Genomic DNA, 23,787 nt, shown 5'->3' with positions numbered 1-23,787 from the left:
TCAACCCGCAGTGTCGCACTCCAGCGGCTCGTCAACTGTTCACAGACCCAGCCTTGGAGGCCGCATGAGCCATTTCACCGACACGATGTTCGCCAATGCCCGGGACAGTCTCCGCGAATTCGTGACCGGAGAGCCCCACGCACCCGTGCGCCAATCGTGGGCCGAGGTGCATCAGCGGGCCCGGCGGGTCGGCGGTGGGCTTGCCGCCGCCGGGGTTGGGCGCGGGGATTCCGTTGCCGTGCTGGCGGGCTTTCCAGTCGAGATCGCCCCAGTGGCGCAGGGTATCTGGATGCGTGGCGCCAGCGCGACCATGGTGCATCAGCCCACGCCCCGCACCGACCTGCTCCGGTGGGCCGAGGAGACCACGGCCGTCATCGACATGCTCTGCGCCCGAGTGGTGGTGATCTCCGACCCGTTCCTGGCCGCCGCGCCGGTGCTGACCGGGCGCGGCCTGACCGTGCTGACCGTGGCCGAACTGCTGGCGCACGCGCCCACCGATCCGGTGGACAGCAGCGACGAGGATGTGGCGTTGATGCAGCTGACCTCCGGGTCGACCGGATCGCCGAAGGCCGTGCAGATCACCCACGCCAACATCGTCGCGAACGCCGAGGCGATGACCGCCGGCTGCGATTTCAACATCGACACCGACGTGATCGTGAGCTGGCTGCCGTGCTTCCACGACATGGGGATGACCGGCTATCTGACCGTGCCGATGTACTACGGCGCCGCGCTGGTCAAGGTGACCCCGATGGATTTCCTGAACGATATTCTGTTGTGGCCCAGGCTGATCGACAAGTACCGCGGCACCATGACGGCGGCGCCGAACTTCGCCTACAACTTGCTCGCCAAACGGCTGCGCCGGCAGGACAGCCCGGCCGGGCTCGACCTTTCGTCACTGCGCTGGGCACTGTCAGGCGCCGAACAGGTCGACCCGTGCGACGTCGCTGACCTCTGCGACGCCGGCGCCCCCTTCGGCCTCAAACCCGCGGCGATCGTCCCGGCCTACGGCATGGCCGAGACCACCGTCGCGGTGTCGTTCTCCCCGTGCGGAGCAGGCATGGTCGTCGACGAAGTGGACGCCGACATGCTGGCCGCCCTGCGTCGCGCCGTCCCCGCCGCGAAGGGCCGCACGCGGCAGCTGGTCTCGCTGGGCCGGGCGCTGCAGGGCCTCCAGCTGCGGGTGGTCGACACGGACGGCGCCGAGCTGCCACCGCGCGGGGTCGGGGTGCTGGAGGTCCGCGGCGCCGCGGTGACCTCCGGCTACACCACGCGGGCAGGCTTCATCGGCGCTCAGGACGCCCGCGGCTGGTACGACACCGGCGACCTCGGCTATCTCACCGAGACCGGCGAGGTCGTGGTGTGCGGCCGGGTCAAAGACGTGATCATCATGGCCGGCCGCAACATCTTCCCCACCGACATCGAACGGGCCGCCTGCCGCGTCCGCGGTGTCAGACCCGGGTGCGCGGTAGCCGTCCGGCTGGAGGCCGGGCACTCCCGCGAGACGTTCGCGGTCGCCGTGGAGTGCAAAGGATTCGGCGACGACGCCGAGGTACGCCGCGTACAGCGCGAGGTCACCCACGAGGTCTTCGCCGAGGTCGACGCCCGGCCCCGCAGCGTTGTGGTGCTCGCCCCCGGCATGATCCCGAAGACGCCGTCGGGCAAGCTGCGCCGCGGACACGCGCTGGCCCTGGTGGGCTGACTCAGCGCCGCCGGTCGGGCAGCGCGAGCCGGTTGATCGTGCACCACACCTGAAAGTACTGCCGCGCAAGCGGTCCCGTGGTGTACGGCAGACCGTACTTCTCGCACACGGCACGCACACGCTCGGCGATCTGCGCGTAGCGGTTGCTCGGCAGGTCCGGAAACAGGTGGTGTTCGATCTGGTAGCACAGGTTGCCACTGGCGAACGCCAGCGCCGGTCCGGCAGTGAAATTCGCCGAGCCCAGGATCTGACGCAGATACCACTCACCGCGGTTCTCCGAAGCGAGCACGTCCTCGGTGAACGTCTCGGCGCCGTCGGGGAAGTGCCCACAGAAGATCACCACGTACGCCCACAGGTTGCGCGCCAGGTTGGCCGTCACGTTCGCACCGAGCGTGCGCCGCCACCGCGATCCGCTCAGCGCCGGGAAGGCGACGTAATCCTTGAGCACCTGCCGGGCGATCTTGCCGACGAAGGTCTTGCGCGACCGCGTCACCGCCGCGGAGTCGGGCGTCAGGCGGTCACGCTCCGAGTGGATCCCGTGCAGACCGATGCCCCACTCGAAGATCATTGCCAGCAACGCATTCCGGAACGGCTGGGCCAGATGCTCGGGCCGCCACGGCACGTCGCGGGTCACCCGCATGATGCCGAAGCCGAGATCGTCGTCGACACCGACGATGTTGTTGAAGACGTGATGGCGGTAGTTGTGGGAGTAGCGCCATTGCGAGGACACCGCGACCATGTCCCATTCCCAGGTGTTCGAATGGATCTCGGGATCGTTCATCCAGTCCCACTGACCGTGGCTGACGTTGTGGCCGATCTCCATGTTCTCGACGCTCTTGGCGAACGCCAGCATCGAGGTTCCCAGCACCCAGCCGGCGCGGCGCCGGCTCACGGCGAGGGTCAGGCGGGCAACGACTTCCAGTGCACGCTGGAATCGGATGGTGCGGCGAATGTAGGCGGCGTCCCGTGCGCCGAGTGATTCTTCGACGTCGCGGCGGATCGCGTCGAGTTCGCGGGCGAGTTCGTCGACGTCCGCGTCGGTCAGATGCGCGTAGGCAGCGACGTCAGTGATAGCCAAGGAAAATGCACCGGATTCGTTGTGGGTTCTGGCGATAACGTCGGTTCCTCGCCCTGAAATGGAGAGTGGGCTGACAGGATTTCTCCTGCCAGCCCACACTGCGGATCTGAAGTCTGTTTAGACCGCGGTCACTCGGACGGCCTGCGGCCCCTTGTTCCCCTGCTCCACCTCGAACTCGACGCGCTGATTCTCGTCGAGCGAGCGGTATCCGCTGCCGGTGATCTCCGAGTAGTGGACGAACACATCCGGTGCGCCGCCATCGGGAGCGATGAAGCCGAAGCCCTTATCGCCGTTGAACCATTTCACAGTTCCCTGTGCCATACATTTCTTCTCTCACTTTTGATCGAATGTCAGACAGACATCCAAGATCAGGCTAGCACGGCCCGGGTGCACAACCTAGGCATGCTCAAATTTGTATCCAAATTCGCTGCAGCGCAACGAATCAGATTTCGACCGTCTCGTTCCACTTCTTACTCTCGGCCTCGGCCAGACGCATCACCACGCACGCGGTGTTGAACAGCCGTCCGTCACCCAGCCCCTCCGAGGTGGGCAGTCGCGCGGCGGTCCGCAACACCATCGCGCCCAGCGCCTGCGACGTCATGCTCGGCACCACCAACAGTTTGACGCACGCGGTGCGGCCGTCGATGTTCATCAAGCGTGGGCGCCGATGGTGCTCGCCGGGGAGTTTGTGGATGGAGGCCGTTGCGATGGTCTCCAGGTCGAGCTGCCCTTCGGTGGCCGACCAGTTGACCCGGATTCCGAGTACCTCGCCCAACTGCGGGTGTAATGCGCCGATCAGATCGGGCAATTCGCGCGCCATCGCCGCCGAGTGCGGCCACCACGCGCCGTCGATGCCGGTGCCGAGTTCTTTGGCCAAGGTCACCCTGACCGGTCTTGCCGCCCGCCGTGCGAGCGGTATTCCGTTCACCGCGAACGCGATTCGGTGGGTGAACCGTTCTGCTGAAGATCGGAGAAGATCGGGTTCTGCACCCGCTCGTCGGAGGTGTTGCCGAGTGGCTCGGCCTGCGCAGTCTGTCGATGCGAGAACAAGTCAGACGTGTCCATAGTGAAAATCCTTGAGTGGTGCCGGGCGTGCCCCGCACAGTGTCCGAGCGAAGAGAATCGCGTCGCGGGTCGAGTACATACCTGCCACGTTGTGGCGGCGGACCCACTGTCCGCGAACTCGACCTGTGTTCGAGAGTACACCTCGACCCTCAGCCGGGATGGCTGACCGGACAGGACGGTGCAGCGGATTGCGCCGCCGCGGGCGCCGCGTACCTGGCCCGGACCCTGATCCGTGCGCCGCGGTGCGGTTCGAAGATGACGGCCCGCAGCCGGCGCCGCTCCCCACGCGCGTTGGTGGTCTCCAGCTCAACGCGGCGCAGGATCTCGCGCAGCACCACCCGGAACTCGACGTTGGCGAACGTCGCGCCCAGACAGCGCCGGTTGCCGCCGCCGAACGGCAGGTACGACGACGGGCTGAGCGTCGCCCCGACCATCCGGTCGGGATCGAAGCGCTGCGGGTCGGGATACAGCCGTGGATCCATATGCACCAGCACCAGGCCGGGGATCACCATCACCCCGTCCGGAAGCAGGTGGCCGGCGAGCGGGACGGGCTCGGTGAGCACGCGGCCGACGTCGAACACCACCGACCGGTTCCGCAACGTCTCCTTGCCGACCGCGTCCAGGTACTCGTCGTCGCCGTCGCGCGCCGCGCGCACCGCCTTGGCCAGCAGTGCAGGGTGACGGGTGAGCCGCTCCAGCGCCCACGACAGGCTGGTCGCGGTGGTGTCGTGCCCGGCCGCCAGCAGCGTCATCAGCTGATCGCGCAGTTCCTGATCGGTCATGCCGTCGGCGCGGACCAGCATCGCGAGGGCGTCGGTGCGGCCGGCCAGGTTCGGGTCGGCGCGACGGTCGGCGATCTCGGCGTAGAGCAGCCGGTCGGCCTCGGCGATGGCGTCGCGCACCGAGCGCCACGGCCGCCGGCGGAGCAGGTCCGGGTTCGCGATGCCCAGTGTCTGCCAGGGTCCGACCCGCAGCACCCGGGGCATCACCGCCCGCAGCGCCGCCAGCCGGGCGGGGTCACTGGCTCCGATCACCGTCCGCAGGATCACTTCCAGCGTGATCTCCGACATCTTCGGCGCGGCCGGGAACGTCCGGCGCAGCGGCCAGCCGGCGATGTTGTCCGCGGCGATCTGCGCAATGGTCGACTCCTGCGCCGCGACCGCGTCGCGCGCGAACGGCGCGAGCATCAGCCGCCTGCGCTCGCGGTGAACGTCGCCGTCGATCACCAGCACCGACGACTTACCCAGCAGACCGGCCAGCATCGCGTTGGCCTCGCCGGCATGAAACACCCGCGGGTCCCCGGCGAACACCGTCTTGATGTCGGCGGGATCGGTCAGGTAGACCAGCGTGCCCATTCCTGCCACCCGCAGCGTGAAGGTCGCCCCGTAGCGGCGCCGGCACGCGGCCAGATAGCGCGGGCCGCATCTCAGCATCAGCGTGGCCTGCAGCGACTGGGGTAACCGCGGGCCCGGCGGCAATGACGTCGTCGTCATCGTCCCAGCGTACGAGCCGTCCGCGGGTGCGGAACGGTTATCCGGGCCTCAGGCGGGTAGCCCCGGTCGCACAGATCACACCGCGGCGCACGCGTAACCGGTCGGCGCAGCGGGCACAGACAGCCCAGATTTATCCGTCTGCATGAACCGTGAGGAACACCATGTCGCGCTACCTCTATGCGCTCGGTGCGTTCAGTTTCCGTCGCCGGTGGGTCGTTCTGGGCGCCTGGCTCGCCGTGCTCGCGGCGGTGGCGCTGGCGTTCGCCGGATTCCGCGGGGAGCCCAGCGACAACTTCACCATCCCCGGGACCGAGTCGCAGCGCGCCGTCGAGCAGTTGCAGCAGGATCTGCCCGCCTACGGCGGAGCGCAGACACAGATCACGTTCGCCGCGCCCGAGGGACGCGCGGTCACGGACTTCACGCCGGCTATCGACGACGCCGTCGCGCGCCTGTCGACGCTCCCCGACATCGCCGCAGCCGCCGGCCCGGCCCAGACGCGGCAGGTCTCCCCCGACGGACGCGTCGGGCTGGGCACCGTGCAGTGGAAGGCCCCGATCGGCGAGGTGAGTGACCGGGCGCTGACCACACTCGAGGACACGATGAAACCGGTGCAGGACGCCGGTCTGCAGGTCGAATACTCCGGCGCGGTGTTCCCGGGCTACAAGGTCGCCGTCCCGCACCTGCCCGAGATCATCGGTATCGGCGTGGCGTTCCTGATCCTGCTCATCACCTTCGGCGCGATCGTCGCCGCCGGTCTGCCGATCCTGACCGCGAGCATCGGCGTGGGCATCGGCGCGCTCGGCATCTTCGTCGTCGCGGCGTTCGTCGAGATGCCGACGGCGTCGCTGTCGCTGGCGTTGATGCTCGGCCTGTCCTGCGGCATCGACTACGCGCTGTTCATCCTGAACCGGTACCGCAACAATCTGCTGCTGCTGATGCCTCGTGAGGAGGCGGCCGGGCTGGCCGTCGGCACCGCGGGCGGGTCGGTGGTGTTCGCCGCGCTGACGGTCGTGATCGCGCTGTGCGGACTGTCCGTCGTCGGTATCCCGTTCCTGACGTACATGGGCGTCGCCGCGGCGGTAGCCGTGGTGATCGCGATGCTCATCGCATTGACGCTGCTGCCTGCGCTGTTCGGGTTCGCCGGCGGCAAGGTCGCCACGTTCATCGAACCGCCGTTGCAGCCGCACCGCCCCAAGGAGGTGGCCCAGGTCGCCGCCTACACCCCGCAGCGCACCCTCGGCGCGGCGTGGGCCCGGTTCGTGGTGCGGTTCCGCAAACCTTTGCTGCTGGGCGGCTCGGCTGCGTTGATCGTGATCGGATTACCGGCGCTGTCAATGCATCTCGGCCTGCCCAGCGGATCGTCGCATCCGGAGTCCAACACCTCCCGGCAGGCCTACGATCTGACCGCCGAACACCTCGGCCCCGGCTTCAACGGGCCGCTGCTCGTGGTCGCGGACCTGACCACCGCGTCCAGCCCGGATGCGGTGCAGACCGTCGCGTCGAACATCGCCCGCGAAGACGGCGTCGTCGCGGCGGCTCCGGCCGGCGGCGACGCCCGCACCGCGGTGATCCAGGTCATCCCGGAGACCGGACCCAACGACACCGAGACCGCGGACCTGGTCAAACGCATCCGCGCCGACCGCGCCGCCATCGAAGCCGATACCGGGGTGACGTTTCTGGTCGGCGGCAACACCGCGTCCAACATCGACACCTCCGACAAGTTGGCCGCGGCACTGCCGGTGTTCGTCGTCGTGGTCGTCGGGCTGGCGTTCCTGCTGCTGACCGTCGCGTTCCGAGCGGCGATGGTGCCGCTGACCTCGATCGCCGGATTCCTGCTGTCGGTGTTCGCCGCACTCGGCGTGCAGGTGGCGGTGTTCCAATGGGGTTGGGGTGCCGGCCTTCTCGGCATCACGCCCGGGGAGACGATCAGCTTCCTGCCGATCATCGTGCTGGCCATCATTTTTGGGCTGTCCAGCGACTACGAGGTGTTCGTGGTGTCGCGGATCAAAGAAGAGCTCGGCACCCATTCCGGGCCGGACGCCGCGCTGGCCGCGGTCCGCACCGGGGTGGGCCTGTCGGCGCGGGTGGTGACGGCCGCGGCGCTGATCATGTTCGGGGTCTTCATCGCGTTCCTGGCCGGCAGCGACCCCATCATCAAATCGGTTGGCCTGACCTTGGCCGTGGGGGTGTTCCTGGACGCATTCGTGGTGCGGCTGACCCTGATTCCGGCGGTGATGGCGATGCTCGGCGACAAGATGTGGGCGCATTCGAAGTGGTTCGACAAGTACGTGCCTGACCTCGACATCGAGGGCACCGCTCTGGAGGCCAAGCATCGCAGTCCGGTGACGACGTCTTGAAGTGACGAAATCCGTTGTCTGATCTTGCAGGAAGTCGGGTAGCCCCAAAACATGACTGTTATCTCGCCGCTGACGTCACAGACCTCCGAGCAACTAACGGTCAGCCGTGCGGCGACAGCGACCAACGCCGCTGAGCTGCGGCAGCGGTTCAGCGAGTGGCTGCGTGAGCGCGGCGTCGCCGACGTCCAGCGCAACGACATCCTGATGGCGGTCAACGAAGCCTTGGCCAACTGCGTCGACCACGCCTACGCCGACCAGTCGGCCGCCGGGCCGATGACCGTGCGGGCCGACTTCGAACCCACCAACCAGTGCCTGAGTGTGTGCATCACCGACCACGGCAGCTGGCGTGCGCCCGAGCCCGGCCCACAGCCTCGGCACAACCGCCGCGGACGCGGGGTGGCGCTGATGCATGCGCTCGCCGACCACTGCACGATCAGCGGGCGCCGCGAGGGCACCACGGTGTGCCTGGACTACCGCTGCTGTTCCTAGCCCACCACATCGATCAACAGAAAGATCGCCGTCGCCACGAACAGCAGCACGAACAGCCCCACCACGACGAACGCGATGATCGCTCTCGGCGTCAGGTTGCGTCCGGCCGCGGGATCGGGGTTGGCCGTCGCCCGCGTCTGAGCAGAATCCGGAGGGGTGTCGCCCGGGGAAACACCCCCGGCACGCTCGGTGCCGGGGGTGTCCTTGGGATCGGGATCGGGAGGTAGCGCGGTCACAGGTCGCGCTTTCCGGCCGCCTGCCGCTTCTCCTTCTCGGTTTCGCTGAACTCCTCCAACCGGTCGGCGTGCGCCCGGGCCCCCGCGGCCGCACCGCGCTTGGACGCCGCGTCGTCGAGCTGCTTGTCGGCCGCCGAGGTGACGACCTTCTCGGCGGCACGGCTGCGGTTCTGTGCGCTGCGCTTGGCCTGTTCGGCGGCTTCGACCTTCTGGCCGGCCGCCTGGTCAACCTCCCGCTTGGCCTCCGCGGTACGAGAGGCGACGCTCTGCGCCACGTCCTGGGTGCGCTTGTCGGCCTTCTCCTGCGCGTTCTGCATCCGCTGACGGGCTTGCCGTCCGGCTTCCTGCGGTGCGGTGGCGGCCTTCTCGCGCTTTTCGCGCAGTTCGTCGGCGGCCTGCTGCTTCTTCTGGCCGGCCACCTCGTCGAGGCGCAGCGCCTCCCCGAGTGCGGCGGCCTTCTCGATCCGCACGATGCCCTGCTGCTCCAGTTCGCTGTCGCGCAGGAAACTCCCGGCGCTCGCGTCGACGGCGCCGATGGCACGCTCATAGAGCAGCTTTGCGGGTGCTTCGTCGTCGAACCGTGTCATGACCGTGTTTTCGAGCAGCCGCAGCGGCGTGCGCGCCAACCGGTACTGGAATCGCAGCACGGCGAACGGAAGGTCGGTGATCCTCATCGTCAACTCCTTGGTGTCGTCTGCTTAGTCGGTGCCCTCGGCGCGGGCCCGCAGCCGCTCAGCCTGGGCCTCGGCACTTTCGGCTTCCGCCGTCTGCTGCTGGTAGTCCGCAGCGGCCTCGTGGTACTCCTCGGCGGCCTCGGCGATCTGGGCCCGGCGCTCCGCGTCGGCCTGTCTGGCCTCCCTTTCGGCCGCAGCCTCGATCGTGTCCTGCGCCCGGGCCATGTCCTGGCGACCGGCCTGCTCGACCCGCTGCCGTTGCGCGGCCTGCTCGTTGCGCACCGCGCTCTCGGCGGAGGCGGCTTTCACCTCGGCCGTGGCGCGCTGCTGGGCGCCCTCGAGCTCGGCTTCACGGGCCACCGCGCGAGCCTCGGCGGCCTGCGCGTCGGCTTCGGCCTCGGTGCGGCTGGCTTCGCGGCGTTCTTTGGCCTCGGACTGCTGCAGCTGCCCCTCGGCGGTCAGGGAATCGTTGCCGGTGACCGCGCCGGCCACCTCTTTGGCCTTGCCCTTCACCGAATCCACGAAACTCTGTCGTGTCTGGGCGGCCTTGTCGTCGCTCATCGGCGTCTCCTTCGGATCGTCGTGAACCGCCGACGTACCCGCCCCGCGCCCGTTTACACCGGGGTGTGACGTATCACCTGGTGGCGCCGTTGACGACCGGCTCGTCGATCATGCCGCGCTCGACGCCCCACATCGTGGCGATGGCCCGGTACTCGCCGGTCTCCATCAGGTGCTCCAGCGCCAGCCGCAGCGGCTCGATCAATTCCGAGCCCTTGGCCACCGGCCACCCGTACGGGGCCGAGTCGAACACGTCCCCGGCGGAAACCAGGTCGCCGCGGCTGAGTTTGATCGCGAAACCGGTCACCGGGGAGTCGGCGGACATCGCGTCCACCTCACCCTTGATCAGCGCGGTGGTGACTTCGTCCTGGCTCTTGAAGACCACCATGTCGATCGGAGCCATCCCGGCCGCCGTGCACTGATCGCTCTTGCTCGGCAGTTCCTCGGTTTCCTGCAGGGTGGCTTCTGCTACACCGACTTTCAGTCCGCATGCCGATGCCGGCCCCAGCGCGGTGCCCGGCCTGCGTGCCCACTGGGTGCCGGCCTGGAAGTAGGTGATGAAGTCGACGAGCTCCTCACGCTCCTTGGTGTCGGTGACCGAGGACATCCCGACGTCGAACGTCCCATCCACCACCGCGGGCAGGATCGCGTCGAACGTGGTGTCGCGGTAGTCGGGCACCAGGCCGAGCACCCGCGTCACCGCATTCATCAGCTCGACGTCGAACCCGACGAGCTGACCGTCGGCGTTCTTGAACTCCATCGGCGCATACGGCACGTTCACACCGATGACCAGGCGTCCGGACCCGCGCACGTCCGCGGGCACCATCGACGCAATCTCCGGCACCGCGCCGGCGGGCAGCTCGGAGGCGTCGTCGTCCTTCCACGGCGACCACGCCCACATCCCGACCGCGGCCACCGCGACCGCCAGCGTCGTGGCCGCCGCGACCAGCAGCGCCCTGCGCGGCTTTCTGGGTTGCGACCGGGCCGCGTGCCGCGAGCTGCCGGCACCCCGGCGGACCGGCGCGTTGAGCGCCCGCTTGGCCGCCTGGGCGAGTTCGCCGGCGCTCTGGTAGCGCTGGGCCGGCTTCTTGGCCATGCCCTTGGCGATCACCTCGTCGAACGCCGACAGCCGAGGATCGACGTCGGACGGGCGCGGGATCGGCGAGACCATGTGCCCGGCGATCTGCTGCTCCAGGCTGTCGGCGGGGTAAGGCCTTGAGCCGGTGAGACATTCGTAGAGCACGCAGGTTAGCGCGTAGATGTCGGAACGGGCGTCGACCTCGCCGCCTTCGAACCGCTCCGGCGCCATGTAGGCCAGCGTGCCCAGCGTGCTGCCCGCGGTGGTCAACCCCTGTTCACCCGCGCTGCGGGCCAGCCCGAAGTCGATCAGGTACACGAAATCGCGTCCGGTGATCAAGATGTTGGAGGGCTTGATGTCGCGGTGGATCAGGCCCAGCTTGTGTGCGGAGTCCAGGCCGTTGGCAACCTGCTCGACGATCGACACCGCGAACGCCGGGCCGAGCGGCTTGTCGGATTCCTGCAGCATGGTGCCGAGGTTGCGGCCCTCGATGAGCCGCATGTCCAGGTAGAGACGGCCGTCGATCTCGCCGTACCCATGGATCGGGACGACATGCGGGTCGTTGATGCCCGCGGCGGCCTGCGACTCGCGGCGGAACCGGGCCTGGAACGTCTCGTCCTGGGCCATGCTGTGCGGCAGCACCTTGAGTGCGACGACGCGGTCGGTCTTGGTGTCGTAGGCCTGGTAGACCTCACCCATGCCGCCCCGGCCGATCAACTTCTGGAGCCGATAGCGCCCGAATGTTGTCGCATTCACCGGCGCTCTCCTCGGCTGCGGCCAAACGGACTGTCGGTCGACGCTACGTGACGTTTGCCGGGGCTGCCCGGACGCATGTCAGTCGCCTTCCGTCCCGTTGCCCGATTTGAACGGCCCGGTCCAAGACGACGCCGACGGCGTGCTTCATGGGTGCAGCATTCTTACCACGATGCGGTGTCAGACGACACGCTCTGCCACATGGTTCACGCGTGACTACGCGCCCGTTCGGGTATTCCGCTACGCCTTCCGTCCGACCGAAACGCCTCTGCCTCGCGTTTTGGTGCCGCCGAACCGGGCAGGGTCAGAGCCGGTACATCTCCCGGGCCATCGCCGAGCTCTCCATGAAACGGTCCCGCTGCGGCGGGTAGTGGCGCCTGCTGCGCAACTCCGGTCGCCCCGCGGCCGCGTCCTCGGCGTGGCCGACGGTGGTCGTGGAACGTTGCCAGAACCACGTCCAGCGCCAGCGTGGCCAGGGCCGCAAACCTGCGATCGATGCCATGTCGTTCACCCTTCTGTCGTGTGGTTTGTCCACGGGTCTGCGGTGGGGCTTCTCCACGGGTAATGCGGCAGCGCCGACTTCGATTCGCTTCGGGCGGCAATAGATGGCGCAACCGCGCCGACCACGCGGTAGGTCGCGGTCGGTGACGTCACCTCGCGGGCGATCTGGGCCCGCGCCAGTGCGTTCATCGCGAGGCCTTTCTGCAGGTTCAAGGCTTGCGCTTCCTGTTGTCGAACGTAACATAAGATTTAGAAGTACCCAACAGATATATGAGTTTTAGTAGGAATCGTGAGTGAAGTGGCTAGGATCGGGTCTGTGTCCCGACGCACTTACGCGCAGTTCTGCGGTCTCGCCCATGCCCTCGACGTGGTCGGCGAGCGCTGGACGCTGCTGATCGTCCGTGAGCTCGCCTCCGGGCCGAAGCGCTACACCGAACTCGCCGACGCGCTCGCCGGCATCGGGACGAGCCTGCTGGCCTCCCGGGTGCGCCAACTCGAGGCCGACGGTGTGGTGGTCCGCAAGCTCGCGCTCGATCAGCCCGGATCCGCCGTCGTGTACGAATTGTCAGATGCCGGAAGGGAACTCGCGGCCGCGGTGGTGCCGCTGGCCATGTGGGGCGCGCGCCATCAGATGACCGACGCCGACGTCGACGCCGAGATGTTCCGCGCCGAGTGGCTGCTGAGCTTCCTGGCCGCCGACATCCGCAAGGACGGGCCGCACGACCTCGATGCCGTCTTCGAGTTTCACGTCGACGACAGCACCGCCTGTCTGCGACTGCGCGACGGGCGGGCTCGCGTGACGCCGGGCCCGAGCGCGACCCCGAGCGCGGTCACGGTGCGTTGCTCGGCGGCCACCATCGCCGCGGTCGTCGGGCGGCGCACGACGGTCGCCGACGCGCTGACCGACGGGCGCCTCGAGGTGACCGGGGACCCGGCCGCGGTCACGGCGCTGCTCGGCGTGATCGAGCGCGTGCTCGCCCGCTGATTTCTCCACCGAACGTGCATTCCAGCCTACCGGAACGCAATTTCGCGGATGTAGAGCATTGATTCAAGGCTGGTATCAGTGATCGGGGAATCGGTCTTGGACAGGCATGGATATGCCTCCTACGGTCGAAGGCATGACTGCCACGATCTCCGGCACCGCCAGCCTCACCGGCCAGATGCTGATCGCCGGGACACCGGTGCGCGGCACCGGCACGGAAATCCGCGCGTTCGACCCGGCGGCGGGCACCGACCTGGATCCGGTGTACCGCTACGGCGACGCCACGCACGTCGACGCGGCCTGCGCCGCGGCCGCCGCCGCGTTCGGCACGTACCGGGCCACCACCGCCGAGCAGCGCGCCCGGTTCCTGGAGGCGATCGCCGCCAACATCGAGGCCGTCGGCGAGACGCTGATCGCGCGCGCAGTCGCCGAATCCGGCCTCCCGCAGGCCCGCATCACCGGCGAGGTGGGCCGCACCACCGGCCAGCTGCGGTTGTTCGCCGAGGTGCTGCGCGAGGGCAGCTGGAACGGCGCCCGCATCGACACCGCGCTGCCCGACCGCACCCCGCTGCCCCGCCCCGATCTGCGGCAGCGATTCGTTCCGTTGGGGCCGGTCGCGGTGTTCAGCGCGTCGAACTTCCCGCTGGCGTTCTCGGTGGCCGGGGGTGACACCGCGTCCGCGCTGGCCGCGGGTTGCCCCGTGATCGTCAAGGGACATGACGCCCACCCCGGCACCTCCGAGCTCGTCGGCCGCGCCATCAGCGACGCCGTCGCCGCGTCCGGCCTGCCCGCGGGCACGTTCTCGCTGCTGTTCGGCGCAGGCCCCGACCTCGGCATCGCGCTGGTCACCGACCCGCGCATCAAGGCCGTCGGATTCACGGGGTCACGCTCCGGCGGGCTTGCTCTCGTCGCCGCCGCGGCGGCCCGGCCCGAACCGATCCCGGTGTACGCGGAGATGAGCGCGATCAACCCGGTGTTCCTCCTCGAGGGTGCCTTGACCGGCCGCGGCGACGAACTGGGCCGGGCGTTCGTCGCGTCGCTGACGATGGGCTCGGGCCAGTTCTGCACCAACCCGGGCCTCGTGGTCGCCGTCGACGGGCCGGGACTGGACTCGTTCGTCGCTGCCGCCCGCGACGCGCTGGCCACTTCGCCGGCCACGCCGATGCTGAGCCCGAACATCGCCCGCAACTACGCCTCCGGGGTCCAGGCACTGGCCGGCACGGCCGAGCTGGTCGGCCGCGGTGAGCCCAGTACCAGCGAAACCTCCTGCCATGCCGCGTTGTTCACCACCGACGCGCAGACCTTCCTGGCCTCCGAGGCGCTGCAGGCCGAGGTGTTCGGCTCGTCGAGCCTGATCGTGCGCTGCGCCGACGTCGAGCAGATGCGGGCCGTCGCCGAGGGCATCGAAGGCCAGCTGACCGCCACCGTGCACGCCGACGACTCCGACCTCGAGGAGGCGGCCCGGTTGTTGCCGCTGTTGGAACTCAAGGCCGGCCGGATCCTGTTCGACGGCTGGCCTACCGGGGTGGAGGTGTGCCACGCGATGGTGCACGGCGGACCGTTCCCGGCCACGTCGGACTCGCGCACCACGTCGGTCGGCTCCCGGGCGATCGAGCGCTTTTTGCGGCCCGTCTGCTATCAGAACGTCCCGAAGTCGTTGCTGCCCAGCGCGATCGCCGACGGCAACCCTGACAACCTGTGGCGGCGGATCGACGGCCGACTCACCCAAGCCTGACCTCTTACCTCCTCACCTCCGAAAGGCCCGTCATGCGTCCGACCTTTGACAGTGTGCTGTTCTTCCCCGTCACCCCGATGACCGAGTCCGGAACCGTCGACCTCGACGCGCTGGCCCGCCACCTTTCCAAGGGCGTGGAGGCCGGTCCGGGCGGCGTGTTCATCGCTTGTGGCACAGGGGAATTCCACGCCCTGGAGGTCCAGGAGTACACCGAGGTGGTGCGTACCGCCGTCGACGTGGTCGCCGGGCGCGTTCCGGTCTACGCCGGCGCCGGCGGCGCGGTGGCCCAGGCCAAGCGATTCGCGGCAGCGGCCGAGCAGGCCGGCGCCGACGGCCTGCTGCTGATGCCGCCCTACCTGGTCGAGGTGCCGCAGGCGGGACTGGTCGACTACACGCGGGAGGTCGCCGCGGCCGCCGATCTGCCCGTCATCGTCTACAACCGCAACAACGCCCGCTTCACCGAGGAATCCGCGGTCGCCGTCGCACAGATCCCCAACGTGGTCGGGTTCAAGGACGGCACAGGGAATTTCGACGTGGTCGCGCGCATCGTGCAGGCCGTCAAGACCAACGTCGACCCGGACTTCCTGTTCTTCAACGGGCTGCCCACCGCCGAGACCACGCAGCTGGCCTACCGGGCCATCGGCGTTCCGCTGTACTCGTCGGCGACGTTCGCGTTCGCCCCTGATCTCGCGCTGGCCTTCTACAACGCGCTGGACTCGGGCAACGAGCAGCTCGCCGACGCGCTGCTCAACGCGTTCTTCATTCCGCTGGTCCGCCTGCGTGACACGGTGCCCGGCTACGCGGTGTCGCTGGTCAAGGCCGGCGTCACGATGGAGGGCGTCCCCGCCGGGCCGGTGCGCCCGCCGCTGGTGATGCCGAGCACCGACGACGTCGCCGAGCTCGCCGCGATCGTCGAGGCCGGCCGAGCGGTGCTGTCCGGTGCGCTGGCCCACGCGGTCTGACCGGTGACCGCGATCCGCATCACCGGCGCGCGCATCACCCCGGTCGCGTTCGCCGACCCACCGCTGCTGAACACCGTCGGGGTGCACCAACCGTACGCGTTACGGGCGATCATCCGACTCGACACCGATGCCGGGCTGGTGGGGCTCGGCGAAACCTACGCCGACACCCGCCACCTGGCCCGCCTCCAGGCCGCCGCCGACGCGATCACCGGTCTGGATGTGTTCGCGTTGAACGGTATTCGCGCGGCGATCGCTGACCGGCTGGAAGGCGACACCGCTGCTGTCGGCACCGCCGGGATGATCACCACGGCCAGCGCGGTCGACCAGGTGCTCTCACCGTTCGAGGTGGCGTGCCTGGACGTGCAGGGGCACGCGCTGGGACGGCCGGTGTCGGACTTGCTGGGCGGCAGAGTGCGTGACGCGGTGCCGTTCAGCGCCTACCTGTTCTACAAGTGGGCGGCCCACCCCGGCGCCGAGCCCGACGGGTTCGGTGAGGCACTCGACCCGGACGGGCTCGTCGCGCAGGCGCGGCGCATCATCGGCGAATACGGCTTCACCGCAATCAAACTCAAGGGCGGAGTGTTCCCGCCCGAGGAGGAGATGGCCGCGGTCGAGGCGCTCTCGCGTGCCTTCCCGGGAACGCCGCTGCGGCTGGACCCGAATGCGGCGTGGACTCCGCAGACGTCGGTGAAGGTGGCGACCGGACTGGCCGGCATCCTGGAGTATCTGGAAGACCCGACGCCCGGGCTGGACGGCATGGCGGAGGTGGCCCGGCAGGCGCCGATGCCGCTGGCGACCAACATGTGTGTCGTCGCTTTCGACCAGCTGAAGCCCGCCGTGGCCAAAGACTCCGTCCGGGTGGTGCTTTCGGACCACCACTATTGGGGCGGACTACAGCGCTCCCGGCTGCTGGCCGGTATCTGCGACACGTTCGGGCTGGGGCTGTCGATGCACTCGAACTCGCACCTCGGCATCAGCCTGGCCGCGATGGTGCACCTGGCCGGCGCCACGCCGAACCTCACCTACGCCTGTGACACGCACTGGCCGTGGAAGACCGAAGACGTCGTCCGGGCCGGCACGCTGAGGTTCGTCGACGGGTCCGTACCGGTGCCCACCTCTCCCGGCCTCGGCGTCGAGATCGACGACGACGCTCTCGCCGCGCTGCACGAGCAGTACCTGCGCTGCGGGATCCGCGACCGCGACGACACCGGGTACATGCGCACCGTCGAACCGTCGTTCGAGTTGTCAGCCCCCGTTGGTGAATCGGCCCCGGGGTGCGTCGCCCGGGTTTTACCGTGAATACCACCGGGCCACAGCGGCGGGCTCGTCGTCGTACCTGCGGAGCCACCGCGCCGCGAAGGAGGGCAGAGTCTCGCGCTCGGGGTCGTGCCCGGGCGCCTGGGAGCGCACGAGGCCCAGCAGCATCGCCGCCAGTTCGCGGCGCGGCACACCCGCGTAGGTCGGCGTTTTGTTGACTTCTCTTGCCGCCGCGAGGCTCTCACGGATTGCGTGGTAGGACAGCCCCTTTGGCATCAAACGGCCGAGGTCGCCGCCGTCCTCGGCCGGCACGTGTGCCTGGAAGCCCTGGGAGGGGATCGCAAGGATCTCAGCCAGGTGCCGAACCACGCCGGGCACCGCCTGTAACCGGTACAGGTAGCTGTCATGCACGGCGTTGTACACGATCAACGCCGAACTGCGGTGTTCGATCTCCTCGACGAAGTGCCAAAGGAACAGCGAGGCGACCCGGTCGTCGCCGGGACGAAAGAGTTTGTCCTCGTGATCGAGGAACACCTTGAAGTACGGCGTGAACGTTGCTTCGACGATTGCGGCGTAGGCCAGGCGCCAGGCGAGCGGCTTGGTCGCCGTCAGCCGATCGTAGGACTCGACGACCGCGTCGCGCGTCGCCTGCAACCCGGGCCACCGCTTGATCAGTGCTCTCAGATGACTTGCGTGCGCCGCCGAATGCTGCGCTTCCTGTCTCAGATAAGCCTCGGCTTCCTCGACATCGGCGGGACTGCGCATCAGCGGGATGGCCTCGCGGGTCGCATCGACGATGAACTTCTCGAAACCCGGCGCGAAGAAGGAGATCAGGTTGCACTGCATGCCGAATGCCGGGCGGTGCGGCTGCCAGTTGAAGGGCACCTCAGTGCTCTCGAAATCGAAGCGGACGCGCCTTACCCGTAGGTCCGTCATGAGTTTGAGGCTAAACAGCCGGCCGACTCTTGACAAGACGTTATTCGATTTATGTATGGTCTATCTGTTTGGTCCTCCCTCCCAGAAGGACGCATTCGTCATACCGTTGTGCAACTTTCGTCCAGGCAGGCAGGTAACCGTGGACCTCATCGTCTTCAACGACCCGGCCGAACTTCCGTGGCAGACCACCGTGTGGGATCTCATGCTGGTGACGATCTTCGCCGCAGCGGCGGTGTACAGCATCGACCAGTTCCGGCGAGGCCGAAGGATCTACAGCGTGGTACTCATTGCCGCGACGATCTACGGCCTGGTGCTGGAATTGGCGGGCATGGCCCTGCTGGACATGTATCAGCAGGGTGACTTCATGATCATGCTGAACTGGGAGGCTTTCCCGCTCTGGCACGACACCACCATGATGCCTGCGTACGTCGTCATCTTCTACCCGGTGTTCCTGTTCACCGGGTTCAAGGTGGTCGAGTCACTCGGAGTCCAAAAGCGTTGGCAGGCAGCAGTTGTGGGCGGCCTCTTCATGATCGCGTTCGACGCTCCCTACATCATCGAAGGCAACCTGCGCCATGTCGTCTGGTGGACCTGGGACCCCGATTTCGATCTGTTCCAGTACTGGGTCGGCTGGCCGCTGGTCGACCTGTGCTGGCAAGGCATCTGGGACGCGCTGTTCATCTATCTCATGCTGTGGGCGATGCCACGGATCGACACGACCGCAGAGGGATTCATGCCACGCTGGTCACATGCGAAGGCACTGTTCGCGTTTCCGCCACTGGCAGCACTCACGGTGTTGATCGTCGGACCCATTCTGATGTTGCCGGTCACCGTTGCCACTGCGCTCGGCCTACCCCAATGGCCTGTCGTCGTCGCCCTGATCGCGGGTTATGTGGTCGTCGCCGCCATCGCGCTGCGCACGGCGAGGCCTTTTCCTGCAGAGAGATTCACGCTCACCATCGTGTTCATCTACGTGGGTACGATGGCCGCGATGGCGAGCGGCAACATCGTCCACGAACGCGGGCTCACTCAGTACATCGTGGTCCAGGCCGTGGGGCTTGCGGTCGTGGCGGGCCTTGCGCTGCTGCCGGTGAGTCTCCGGCGCCGCGTGATCGCATCCGACCTCAGCGAGAAAGCGGAAACCGTTGATGGGACTTAGCGAACCGACAACCCTGCCCATAGAACTCATCGGTGCGTAGTCACGGCTGCTCGAGGAACACACCCGCGACCGAGGAAGAGGACATCCGACGCATCCTCGACGCGACGGACGAGCGTGGCCGAAAAGGGCTCGGCGATGCGGATCTCGACACCGCGCGGGCTCTCGGCGTCACCCGACAGGCCGTCTACCGCTACTTCCCCGGCACCGAGTCACTCCTCGTCGCGAGTGCGATGCGCACACGCCACGGTTTCCTCGACCAGTTGGCTGACCACACAGCGGCCTCACTGAGCCCGCAGCCGCCCTCGTCGAAGGCGTGGCATTCGCCGCCGAGGCGCTCGCCGAGGACCGCCAGATCGAGCACCGCCTGCGCACGCGCAGCGACGGTGGGTCGTCGGTGTCACTGACGTCGGAAACCGCGCGGGTGTTCAGCCGCGCGATGTTGCACCGCCTCGACGTGGACTAAAAGAAGAACGGGTGCGACGAGGCCGCGCTGGATGAACGCGCCGAGAGCGGTCTGCGCCCGCTGGCTGGGGCCTGTGATCATCTGCCCGCGGCTGGCCCGTGCGATGGATGCGTTGCGTCCACCCACAGGCACGCCGACCTCGCCCTCGCCACGACACGGCATGCTGACGACCGAATCCGATTCTGTGGCCATCGGCCGCACCTACACTGATGCTCGCTCGCGGCGCTTCGCGCGCCGCTGATACGAGGAGTGCATCAGTGTTTTCCCTGGCGAGGTTGTCCTGCTTCGTCGCCGTCGCCGAAGAGCTGCACTTCGGCCGCGCCGCGGAACGGCTGCACATGACCCAGCCGCCGCTGAGCCGTCAGGTCCAGCAGTTGGAGAACGAACTGGGGGTGCAGCTGATCGACCGCACCACCCGTGCCGTCACCTTGACGCCGGCGGGCGCGGCGTTCCTGCCCGACGCGCGGCGCATCCTGCAGCTCGCCGAGGGGGCCGCCCAGACCGTCAAACGCATTCCGGCCGGCGATCTCGGCACCGTCGTCGTCGGCTTCACGGCGGCCTCGGCGCATGCGGTGCTGCCCCGGCTGCTGGAGCGCGCCCGAGAGCGGCTCCCGGATGTGCAGCTCGACCTGCGCGAGATGGTCACCGCCGCGCAGATCGACGGATTGATGACCGGCGAGCTCGATCTGGGGATGGCCCGCCCCCCGCTGAAACGCCCCGGTCTGGTGTCACGGCCGCTGCTGCACGAGCAGTTGCTGGCCGCGCTGCCCGAAGGACACCCGCTGGCCGACATGACGCGGGAGCTGACGCTGATCGACCTGGACGGGCAGGACTTCGTCATGTATTCGCCCGTGCAGGCCCGGTATTTCAACGAGCTGCTGATCTCGACGTTCACCATTGCGGGCACCACGCCGCGCTACGTTCAGTACGTGACACAGGTGCACACCATGCTGGTGCTGGTCCGCTCGGGCATCGGTATCGCGTTGGTGCCGGCGTCGGCGGCGACACTGCATCCCGAGGGCGTGGTGTTCCGGACCATCGGCGCGTTCCGCGAGCGTCCGGTGGAGCTGGACGCGGTGTGGCGCGGCGACTCGACCAACCCGGCGCTGCTTCGGGTGCTCAGAGACGTGCTCCCGCAACAGGAATGGACCACCTGATACCCCCGCCGAAATCGCATTCCATGCGGCCATTTCGGGGTTTGACGCGCGTGGAATGCGATTTCGGCGATTACCGGAGCAGAGTGTTGAGCGCAGGTTCGGCGAGGTCTAGCGTCAAGAGGAGCCAACAAAGGAGTTCGTCATGGCCTCCAACAGTTCGAATCAACCAGTGAAGAATCGCGACAACAAGCGTCCGGCGCCTCAGACCGACGGTCACTGCCGGTGCCAGTGCGGCAACTGCAGATCCTCGGCGCACTGCCGCAACGTGGCCGCCGGCTGCGCCATGCGTGGCTGATCTCGGCGGATTCTCAGACGGGTGTGACGAGCGTGCCCGTCTTGAGAAAGCTGTCCAGGTTGCGCAGGGTGAGCGCTTCCATCGCGGCGCGGGTCTGCACGGTCCCGCTGGCCACGTGCGGTAGCAGCACCACGTTGTCCAGCCCGAACAGTTCCTCGGGCACCTGCGGCTCGTCAGCGAAGACGTCCAGACCGGCGCCGGCGAGCCGGCCCTGCACCAGCGCCGCGACCAGTGCCTCCTGATCGACGACGCTGCCGCGCGCGATGTTGATGAGATAGCCCTGCGGACCGAGCGCGTCGAGCACCTCGCTGCTCACCAGCCCCCGAGTGCCCGCACCACCCGCGGCCGCGACGATCAGCACGTCAACCCGCGAGGCCAGCTCTGCCGGTGACGCCGCGTAGGTGTACGGCGAATCCGTCACCTCGTGCCGGTTGTGGTAGCTGATGGTGCAGCCGAAAGCGCTGAGCCGCACCGCGATTGCGGTGCCGATCCGGCCGAGACCGATGATGCCGACGTCGGTGTTGCTGACCTGACGGGTCAACGGGTACATGCCGTCGACGGGCCAGCGGCCGGCCCGCACGTAGCGATCGGCCGCCGAGAACTGGCGCAACGTGTCGATCATCAGACCGACGGCGGTGTCGGCGACGCAGTCGGTCAGCACGTCGGGGGTGTTGCTCACCCCGATGCCGCGGGTGGCCGCGGCGTCGACGTCGGTGGTGTCGTAGCCGACGCCGAAGTTGATCACCGCGCCCAGATTGGGGAGTGCGTCCATCAGCACCGCGTCCACACCGGTGCGTCCCGACGTCACGACCGCGGTGATCTCGGCGCCGTGTTCGGCGAGGAACGCCGTCCGCTCGGCCGGCTCGATGGGCAGGCGGCGGGCCGCGTAGTCGTCGGCGAGTGTGCGCGCCAGCGACGGCATCAACGGCCCGACCTGCAACACGGAGCGGTTCTGTGCGGTGCTCATAGTGGTTTTCACGGTACGGCGAGCTGCGGATACCGGTCCACGTCCAAATTGGCATGGACTTATGCCCAAAGCGCATGCGTGCGCCGAGGGCTCGCGGCTCCGTGCATCACACGCCGCTCCCGCGGCGACAATCTGCAGCTCAGAGCGTATTTCCCGAGGTGCTGTGCGGATGCCCGGTGACCCCGCTGACCCGAAAAAGGGCCGTTTGAGCGGGGTTGACGCTGTTTTCCCGGCGCTCCTACGGTGTGGTTGCCATCACAGCCCGCATCTACATACGTGGACGTCACTATCCCCGGCCCGGGAGGATCGATGAACCCCAGCACCGTGTTCGAGCCCCGGCGGCAGGTCGCCGTGCTGGCCCTCGCGGCGGCCACCGTCGCGGCCGGCGGCTGCACCGTCGCCAACTCCGGCGGCGGCGGGTACGACCCCGAGACCCTGCGCATCGTGCTCCAGCAGGAACCCCCGACGCTGGAGCCCTGCGAGAGCTCACTGACCTCGACCGGCATCGTGGTCCGCTCCAACATCACCGAGCCCCTGCTCGAGCGCGATGCCAGCACCGGCGATCTGCGTCCGCTGCTGGCCACCGAATGGCAGCAGACCAGCCCCACCGAATGGACGTTCACCCTGCGCGACGGGGTGACCTTCTCCGACGGCGCCTCGTTCACCTCCGAGGACGCCGCGTTCTCGATCGACCGGGCGGTCAACTCCGATCTGCAGTGCAACGTCGACGGCTACGTCTTCGGTGACGAGGAGCTGAGCCTGCGCACCCCCGACCCCACCACCGTCGTGGTCGGCACCACCGAGCCCGATCCGATTCTGCCGCTGCGTATCTCGTTCATCGAGATGGTGCCGCGCACCACCAGCACCGTCGAAAAGGTCCGCGAACCCATCGGCACCGGGCCCTACGCGATCGAGCGCTGGGAGTACGGCCAGAAGCTCACCCTGGCCCGCAACCCGGGCTACTGGGGCAGCCCACCCGCCTTCGCCAAGGCCGAATACCAGTGGCGCAGTGAGGGAAGCGTGCGGGCGGCGATGATCACCAACGACGAGGCCGACATCGCGGTCGGCCTGGGCCCCGAAGACGGTGCCGGCGATCTCGGAGTGCCGTTCCAGAACAACGAGACCACCGCGCTGCGCATGCAGGCCACCGAACCGCCACTCGACGACATCCGGGTGCGCCAGGCGATCAACTACGCGGTCAACCGCACCGGCATCGTCACGGCGCTGTTCCGCGACCTCGGCCAGCCCGCCGCGCAACTCATCCCCTCCGGCGTCGTCGGATACAACGACGAGCTGCAGCTGTGGCCCCACGACCTGGACAAGGCCAGGGCGCTGATCGACGAGGCCCGGGCCGACGGGGTGCCCGTCGACCGCCGGATCCGGCTGATCGGGCGCACGGCGCAGTTCCCGAAGATCACCGAGACCATCGAGGTGCTGCAGAGTGAGTTCACCGAGATCGGGCTCAACGTCTCGATCGAGATGATGGACACCGCATCGCAATTGGAGTACCAGTTGCGGCCGTTCCCTCCGGACACCGGCCCGTATCTGCTGATGATCATGCACGGCAACCAGGCCGGCGACGCCGCGTTCACCCTCGACCAGTACATGCTGTCCGACGGCCCGCAGGCCGCTTACGGCACACCGGAATTCGACGCCAAGATCCGGGCGGCCGAGGCGCTGACCGGTCAGGCCCGCCAGGACGCGTTCGCCACGCTGTTCGCCGAGGAACCGCAGGAGATCACACAGATGGCCTGTATCGCCCACATGAAGGGGATCCTCGGCAAGTCCCCGCGCATCGACTACACCCCCAATCCGGCGACCGGCGACGAAATGCTGCTGGCCGCAATGACTCCGGTCGGCACCGACCGCACCGACCAGTCCTGACTCCGACGT

Annotated in this window: 22 protein-coding genes and 1 pseudogene; 11 read left to right on the top strand and 12 right to left on the bottom strand. The window is 68.1% G+C overall.

The window, feature by feature from the left end; translation table 11 throughout:
* Positions 1–64 precede the first annotated feature (64 nt).
* Positions 65–1,699 (top strand): fatty acyl-AMP ligase, encoded by a 1,635-nt coding sequence (locus tag ACXMYJ_RS05550; RefSeq protein WP_460354520.1) that lies wholly within the window; start codon positions 65–67, stop codon positions 1,697–1,699.
* 1 nt (position 1,700) lies between these two features.
* Here ACXMYJ_RS05550 and ACXMYJ_RS05545 read toward each other — a convergent pair whose 3' ends face one another.
* The 5 genes from ACXMYJ_RS05545 to ACXMYJ_RS05525 all read right to left on the bottom strand — a co-directional run bounded on the left by ACXMYJ_RS05545 (position 1,701) and on the right by ACXMYJ_RS05525 (position 5,335).
* The gene (locus tag ACXMYJ_RS05545; protein ID WP_460354517.1) at positions 1,701–2,777 is read right to left on the bottom strand and encodes a fatty acid desaturase family protein; all 1,077 of its coding nucleotides are present in this window, start codon (positions 2,775–2,777) and stop codon (positions 1,701–1,703) included.
* Between the two features lie 117 nt (positions 2,778–2,894).
* Positions 2,895–3,098 carry a cold-shock protein gene (locus tag ACXMYJ_RS05540; RefSeq protein WP_260757014.1) on the bottom strand — a complete coding sequence of 68 codons (204 nt, stop codon included), beginning with the start codon at positions 3,096–3,098 and terminating at the stop codon, positions 2,895–2,897.
* 121 nt (positions 3,099–3,219) lie between these two features.
* Positions 3,220–3,705, bottom strand: a complete 486-nt coding sequence (locus tag ACXMYJ_RS05535) for a DUF5994 family protein (RefSeq protein ID WP_460354513.1) — start codon at positions 3,703–3,705, stop codon at positions 3,220–3,222.
* Positions 3,702–3,842, bottom strand: coding sequence for a hypothetical protein (locus ACXMYJ_RS05530; RefSeq protein ID WP_260757012.1), 141 nt, complete (start codon positions 3,840–3,842; stop codon positions 3,702–3,704). The genes ACXMYJ_RS05535 and ACXMYJ_RS05530 overlap by 4 nt, the downstream gene beginning before the upstream one ends.
* A 149-nt stretch (positions 3,843–3,991) precedes the next feature.
* Complete coding sequence (locus ACXMYJ_RS05525) at positions 3,992–5,335, bottom strand: cytochrome P450 (RefSeq protein ID WP_460354511.1); 1,344 nt, start codon at positions 5,333–5,335, stop codon at positions 3,992–3,994.
* Positions 5,336–5,496: 161 nt separating this feature from the next.
* On the opposite strand from ACXMYJ_RS05525, the gene ACXMYJ_RS05520 reads away from it, so the two are divergent.
* A complete protein-coding gene (locus tag ACXMYJ_RS05520; protein WP_460354509.1) occupies positions 5,497–7,692 on the top strand; it encodes an MMPL family transporter in 2,196 nt (731 codons plus the stop codon).
* A 51-nt stretch (positions 7,693–7,743) separates the two neighbouring features.
* Positions 7,744–8,181 carry an ATP-binding protein gene (locus ACXMYJ_RS05515; RefSeq protein WP_460354507.1) on the top strand — a complete coding sequence of 146 codons (438 nt, stop codon included), beginning with the start codon at positions 7,744–7,746 and terminating at the stop codon, positions 8,179–8,181.
* On the opposite strand, the gene ACXMYJ_RS05510 is transcribed toward ACXMYJ_RS05515, so the two are convergent.
* The 5 genes from ACXMYJ_RS05510 to ACXMYJ_RS05490 all read right to left on the bottom strand — a co-directional run bounded on the left by ACXMYJ_RS05510 (position 8,178) and on the right by ACXMYJ_RS05490 (position 11,982).
* The gene (locus tag ACXMYJ_RS05510) at positions 8,178–8,417 is read right to left on the bottom strand and encodes a DUF6480 family protein (RefSeq protein ID WP_460354504.1); all 240 of its coding nucleotides are present in this window, start codon (positions 8,415–8,417) and stop codon (positions 8,178–8,180) included. The genes ACXMYJ_RS05515 and ACXMYJ_RS05510 overlap by 4 nt on opposite strands.
* The gene (locus tag ACXMYJ_RS05505) at positions 8,414–9,091 is read right to left on the bottom strand and encodes an IF2 family translation initiation factor (protein WP_460354502.1); all 678 of its coding nucleotides are present in this window, start codon (positions 9,089–9,091) and stop codon (positions 8,414–8,416) included. The genes ACXMYJ_RS05510 and ACXMYJ_RS05505 overlap by 4 nt, the downstream gene beginning before the upstream one ends.
* 24 nt (positions 9,092–9,115) lie before the next feature.
* On the bottom strand, positions 9,116–9,652 hold the full coding sequence (locus ACXMYJ_RS05500) for a CsbD family protein (protein ID WP_260757006.1): 537 nt from the start codon (positions 9,650–9,652) through the stop codon (positions 9,116–9,118).
* A gap of 73 nt (positions 9,653–9,725) precedes the next feature.
* Positions 9,726–11,483 carry a serine/threonine protein kinase StpK7 gene (gene stpK7, locus ACXMYJ_RS05495; protein ID WP_460354499.1) on the bottom strand — a complete coding sequence of 586 codons (1,758 nt, stop codon included), beginning with the start codon at positions 11,481–11,483 and terminating at the stop codon, positions 9,726–9,728.
* Positions 11,484–11,784: 301 nt separating this feature from the next.
* Complete coding sequence (locus ACXMYJ_RS05490) at positions 11,785–11,982, bottom strand: hypothetical protein (protein ID WP_260757004.1); 198 nt, start codon at positions 11,980–11,982, stop codon at positions 11,785–11,787.
* A 315-nt stretch (positions 11,983–12,297) separates the two neighbouring features.
* On the opposite strand from ACXMYJ_RS05490, the gene ACXMYJ_RS05485 reads away from it, so the two are divergent.
* The 4 genes from ACXMYJ_RS05485 to ACXMYJ_RS05470 all read left to right on the top strand — a co-directional run bounded on the left by ACXMYJ_RS05485 (position 12,298) and on the right by ACXMYJ_RS05470 (position 16,959).
* Positions 12,298–12,966, top strand: coding sequence for a winged helix-turn-helix transcriptional regulator (locus ACXMYJ_RS05485; protein WP_260757003.1), 669 nt, complete (start codon positions 12,298–12,300; stop codon positions 12,964–12,966).
* 133 nt (positions 12,967–13,099) lie between these two features.
* A complete protein-coding gene (locus ACXMYJ_RS05480; RefSeq protein ID WP_460354495.1) occupies positions 13,100–14,698 on the top strand; it encodes an aldehyde dehydrogenase (NADP(+)) in 1,599 nt (532 codons plus the stop codon).
* A 32-nt stretch (positions 14,699–14,730) separates the two neighbouring features.
* Positions 14,731–15,660 carry a 5-dehydro-4-deoxyglucarate dehydratase gene (locus tag ACXMYJ_RS05475; RefSeq protein ID WP_460354493.1) on the top strand — a complete coding sequence of 310 codons (930 nt, stop codon included), beginning with the start codon at positions 14,731–14,733 and terminating at the stop codon, positions 15,658–15,660.
* A gap of 3 nt (positions 15,661–15,663) precedes the next feature.
* Entirely contained in the window at positions 15,664–16,959 is a 1,296-nt protein-coding gene (locus tag ACXMYJ_RS05470) for a glucarate dehydratase family protein (RefSeq protein ID WP_460354491.1), read from the top strand.
* Here ACXMYJ_RS05470 and ACXMYJ_RS05465 read toward each other — a convergent pair.
* A complete protein-coding gene (locus ACXMYJ_RS05465; protein ID WP_460354489.1) occupies positions 16,951–17,853 on the bottom strand; it encodes a metal-dependent hydrolase in 903 nt (300 codons plus the stop codon). The two genes, ACXMYJ_RS05470 and ACXMYJ_RS05465, sit on opposite strands and share 9 nt — an antisense overlap.
* Before the next feature lie 139 nt (positions 17,854–17,992).
* Here ACXMYJ_RS05465 and ACXMYJ_RS05460 point away from each other — a divergent pair, with 139 nt between their 5' ends.
* The 3 genes and pseudogenes from ACXMYJ_RS05460 (at position 17,993) to ACXMYJ_RS05450 (ending at position 20,632) form a co-directional block, all read left to right on the top strand.
* Complete coding sequence (locus tag ACXMYJ_RS05460; protein ID WP_460354487.1) at positions 17,993–19,012, top strand: hypothetical protein; 1,020 nt, start codon at positions 17,993–17,995, stop codon at positions 19,010–19,012.
* 32 nt (positions 19,013–19,044) lie between these two features.
* Positions 19,045–19,716 (top strand): annotated as a pseudogene (locus ACXMYJ_RS05455) (TetR/AcrR family transcriptional regulator).
* Positions 19,717–19,732: 16 nt separating this feature from the next.
* Positions 19,733–20,632, top strand: coding sequence for a LysR substrate-binding domain-containing protein (locus ACXMYJ_RS05450; RefSeq protein WP_260756995.1), 900 nt, complete (start codon positions 19,733–19,735; stop codon positions 20,630–20,632).
* Between the two features lie 308 nt (positions 20,633–20,940).
* On the opposite strand, the gene ACXMYJ_RS05445 is transcribed toward ACXMYJ_RS05450, so the two are convergent.
* The gene (locus ACXMYJ_RS05445; protein WP_260756993.1) at positions 20,941–21,894 is read right to left on the bottom strand and encodes a 2-hydroxyacid dehydrogenase; all 954 of its coding nucleotides are present in this window, start codon (positions 21,892–21,894) and stop codon (positions 20,941–20,943) included.
* Positions 21,895–22,203: 309 nt separating this feature from the next.
* Here ACXMYJ_RS05445 and ACXMYJ_RS05440 point away from each other — a divergent pair, with 309 nt between their 5' ends.
* On the top strand, positions 22,204–23,778 hold the full coding sequence (locus tag ACXMYJ_RS05440) for an ABC transporter substrate-binding protein (RefSeq protein ID WP_260756992.1): 1,575 nt from the start codon (positions 22,204–22,206) through the stop codon (positions 23,776–23,778).
* The last annotated feature ends 9 nt before the right edge of the window (positions 23,779–23,787 follow it).

Source organism: Mycobacterium sp. ZZG, assembly GCF_054786995.1.
The sequence above is the reverse complement of the archived record's forward strand: the minus strand, read 5'-3'. Positions and strand labels throughout refer to the sequence as shown.